The following is a 4089-nucleotide window of genomic DNA, read 5'->3' on the forward strand; positions in this document are numbered from 1 at the left end:
CTTTTCTTTGTATCTGATCTTTGGCGTGTCGCCTAATGGCGGCAGCTGACTTCTCAAAATGTCAAATGAATGCGGGGCACCGCCGGCATCACCACGGCGATGCCCCGCGTCGCCGGTCAATGGGGCAGGGGGAACAACCGGCTGTCGAGAAGACTCCCGAACGCGCGAGTCGTTCCCCATCGCCGCAAAATTTTTTGGCCCAAGTCATTTTGAACCGCCGGCACAAATTTTTGCTTGAGTGGGGCTAATTTAACACACGGTTAAGTGATCGGCCAAACCGAGAACTCCATTCCCGCGACCAACGTTGCAGATGGTGAGGTCGCCAGCAGGGCGAGGGAACGGAAGCCATGTCAGATACAAGTAAGATCGTTGTTTTGAGTGCGCTTGCCGCAGCACTGAGCGTTGGCGCAGTGCAGTTTGCTTCGGGGCATGATTTGACGGCTGGACTCCTCCGCCCAGCTTCAACGAGCAGTTTGGTCAACCGGTCCGCCAAGGCGGACCGTGCTCCTGTTCTGCCTTCTGTCCGTCAAACCAAAACCATCGCGCTTCATCTTTCACAGTTTGCTGATACATCGTTCCTGCTGCGCATCCCGGCCGCGAAGGTCCCGGCGAAAACCGCAGGTGACAGCAACAATATGGCGATTTCTCCGCCGCGGCTCGTGATCAAAACTGACGGCGCCAAAGATGCGAAGCGACCGGTCGCCTGTGAGCCGAGCGTGAGCATCCTGACCGAAATCGCCAAGAGCCTGCAGCCTGGGCGCTGCGTGACTTGATCCCCCCTGAAGCCCGCGAACGTAGTACGAAGCTGAGCATTGAGATCTGCGCCGCGAAAGCAAGATTGCCTCTTCCGCAAGGGGAGGCGATTTGCTTTTTCGGGCGCTACTATTCGTCGAGCCGACCGTTCGCTTGGAACACTCGGCCGATCTATTCCGCGGACGTCTCGTCGCCTGTTGCTTGCCGGCTCGCCATGAAGCCGAGCGCGATGCCGCCGATCGCGAGAATCGGCAACAGGCGCTTGATGCCGATCGCACGGACCACCTGCAGCCCTGCGGTCATCAGCATGGGGTCGGCAAAGGCAGTGTGCGCGGCGCTGCGCGCCGCCGCGGCAACACGCGCCTGGGTCTGCCGCTTGCGAACCATGTAACTGATCGCGGCGATCATCGTCACGACAAAGAAGATGGCAGCTCCGGTCAGGCAGGCCGGCACCAGCCCATGGCGCTGCAGGACGAAGACAAAGGCGGCGGCGCAGAGAAAGCTGGTCGTGATGAACAATCCGACCGCCGCAGCGACCGCGAGCAACGTCATACGGATAGTCGTGCCGGTCGATTCCTTGAGATCCTCGATCAGGCGCTGAAACATCGTCAATCCCCCTTAACCTTTTGCCCTTCGGCGGCTCGGCAACGTCAAACTCGGCGCCGGACGCCCGGCGCCGAGCATTCATCATGTTCAAATGATCGACGGAGAGGTTACCCGGCCGATCGTCGCGGCCTCGAACGGCCGATGCGACGACTGACCGCGAAATTCATCGACGCCAGGTCATGCCGATCAGGAAGCCCAGACCGAGCGCCAGCCCGACCGTGGCGAGCGGGCGCTGGGTGATGACATCTTCCAGCGTCTCCTCGATCGTGCTCGCCGCGTCTTGCGCCGCGCCCATCATGGCGCTGCCGCGCTCCGACATGTCGTCGAGCGTAGAATCCATGTTGTCACGGGCCTGTCGATAGCCGCGCCTGGCCTGCGTGCTCGCCTGGCCGGCGAAGGCGTTGAGCGCATCAGTGATCTGCTCGGTAAGGGCTGCGATATCGTTTTTCACGGCGGAGACATCCTTCTGAAGGCGTGCGTATTTCGCTTTGTCGGTGAGACCTCGCATTGCAGCTTCGGCATTAGTGGCCGATATCGAAAGCTCCCGGACAACAAGCATTGTGTTTCACCCGGAAAACGCTCCGTCGGGCGGTAAGTTCCCGGCATGAAACCGATTAGGCCTGCGGCAATTGCGGCGAATTGTCGGGGAGGAGATGCTCCTTCAGGATCAGGCCGACGATCAGGAGCGGCGAGGACAGGAAGCTGCCCATCGGTCCCCAGAGCCAAGTCCAGAATGCCAGCGCAATGAACACGGCGAGTGCATTCAGCGCCAGCCTGCGACCGATGATGGTCGGCGTAATGAAGTGGCCTTCCATGAAGGCGATGGCGATGAAGGCGAGCGGCGCGACGAGGCCGCCGCTCAACGTCGGAAAGGCGATAATGCCGACCACCACCAGCACTGCAAACATGGCGACTGGGCCGATGATCGGGATGAAGTTCAGCGTGGCGGCGAGCGCGCCGAGCCCGGCCGGATTGGGCATGCCGGCGAACGCGCAGGCCAGGCCCGTCGCAACGCCTACGCCGGTATTGATGAGGGTCACGGTCAAAAGATAGTTGCCGAGATGGACTTCGATCTCGTTGAGGATGCGCAGGGTCCGTAGCCGCGCCTCATGGTCTGCAAAGTTCATGATTAACGCCCGCCGCAGCTCGCGCCAGCTTGCGATGAACAGCACCAGGGTCGCAAAGAACAGCAGGAATTCGGTGAAGGTCGGTGACAGGAATTCAATGGTTGGCTGCACCCATTCGATCTTTGGGAGCTGGAACGAACTCGTGCGGTCGGTACCGCCAGCGCCGATCATCGCCTGCATCTCGTGCCACAGCGCGATCGGCCGGTCGAAAACATGCAGCTTGTCTCTCAGCCGCGCCGCGAGCTCCGGCAGTCGGCCGCTCCATTCGATCGCCGGCGCGGAGATCAGGCCGATGATAATGGTGAGGCCGGCGGCGACCGCCGCGACGATCAGCACGGCGCCGATCGAGCGCGGAATGCGATACCGTTCGAGAAAGTTCGCTGCCGGCGACAGCATGGTGCCGACCACGAAAGCCATCACCACCGGCAGAAAGAATGCCTTCGCTACATAGAGCACCGCCGTCACGCTGATCACCGTGAGCAGCACCACCGCCAGTGCGACGACTTCTGTCCGGCGGATCAGCGGTGGCTGGTCGTTACGGCTGTCCGGGAGCGGCGTGCCGTCGTGAGCATCGGGCAGGAGACGCTCGGTCGGAAGTACGCGCACCATCTTTATCCCCGCTCCCGCCCACCGGCGAATGCAGCGCGATCAGGTCACGCTTACAGCCCGGCTACTAATAAAGCAGTGATAGGAAAGTTCCGTCGCGAGATCGTGAGGCTCCTATTGCTTGACAGGCGCCTAAGCGCCACGCCCGCATCGGAACTACGTTGCGCCCTCCTGCGTTTGAATGATGAAGCGTCGCAACGCGCGATGTACGTCTTTTGGGGGCAGTCCATGACACATTCGGTTTTCGCCCGCCGCAGGTCCAGCCTGCGCGTGACCACTCTGCTGCTCGCAGCCAGCCTGCTTGCGCTCGTTCCTGCCGTCGTCGCGTCGCCGGCGCACGCTCAGGCGCTCGGCTACGCGGCGACGCAACCCGGTGTCTACCCGGATGACCAGATCGCCAATGATCCTGCCGCAACGGACGAGGACAGCGCGCTTCCTGACCGCTTCCGCCGCACCATCGTCAGCTTGGACACGCGCGAGGCGCCCGGCACGGTCATCATCGATACCGGCAACACATATCTCTATTACGTGCTCGGCAACGGTCGCGCGCTTCGTTACGGCGTCGGCGTCGGCCGCGAAGGTTTTACCTGGGCCGGCACGCAGACGGTGAGCCACAAGGCCGAGTGGCCGGACTGGCATCCGCCGGCGGAGATGATCAGGCGCCAGCCCTATCTGCCGCGCTTCATGGCCGGTGGTCCCGGTAATCCGCTCGGCGCGCGGGCGATGTATCTCGGCTCCAGCGAGTACCGCATCCACGGCACCAATGACCCGTCAACGATCGGCAAGTTCGTCTCGTCCGGATGCATCCGGCTGACCAACGAGGACGTCAGCGACCTGTTCAACCGGGTCAATGTCGGCACCCGCGTCGTGGTGTTGCCGAAGAATGCTCCGTTGAGGAGCGGCACGATCCAGGCCCGTGGTGGCTCCGGCGCCCGGCCGCTCGCGACGACGCTGCCCTCGGGACGGCAGGCGATGACACTGTCGGCCTCGGTGATGA

General features: G+C 62.4%; 5 protein-coding genes. 2 read left to right on the forward strand and 3 right to left on the reverse strand.

Features of this window, described 5'->3' with window-relative positions:
- The first annotated feature begins 347 nt into the window (after positions 1-347).
- The gene (locus tag WA702_RS13400) at positions 348-773 is read left to right on the forward strand and encodes a hypothetical protein (protein WP_425111008.1); all 426 of its coding nucleotides are present in this window, start codon (positions 348-350) and stop codon (positions 771-773) included.
- 151 nt (positions 774-924) lie between these two features.
- Here WA702_RS13400 and WA702_RS13405 read toward each other — a convergent pair whose 3' ends face one another.
- From WA702_RS13405 to WA702_RS13415, 3 genes are all read right to left on the reverse strand, one after another.
- On the reverse strand, positions 925-1359 hold the full coding sequence (locus WA702_RS13405) for a hypothetical protein (RefSeq protein ID WP_425111009.1): 435 nt from the start codon (positions 1357-1359) through the stop codon (positions 925-927).
- 163 nt (positions 1360-1522) lie between these two features.
- Entirely contained in the window at positions 1523-1918 is a 396-nt protein-coding gene (locus tag WA702_RS13410; protein ID WP_425111010.1) for a DUF883 family protein, read from the reverse strand.
- A gap of 55 nt (positions 1919-1973) precedes the next feature.
- Entirely contained in the window at positions 1974-3092 is a 1119-nt protein-coding gene (locus WA702_RS13415) for an AI-2E family transporter (protein WP_425111012.1), read from the reverse strand.
- A gap of 228 nt (positions 3093-3320) precedes the next feature.
- Between WA702_RS13415 and WA702_RS13420 the strand changes: the two genes are divergently transcribed.
- Positions 3321-4089, forward strand: a 769-nt coding sequence (locus tag WA702_RS13420; protein ID WP_425111011.1) for a L,D-transpeptidase, incomplete at its 3' end; no start/stop codon positions are given.

This window comes from Bradyrhizobium sp. (assembly GCF_049798375.1).
Lineage (GTDB): Bacteria > Pseudomonadota > Alphaproteobacteria > Rhizobiales > Xanthobacteraceae > Bradyrhizobium.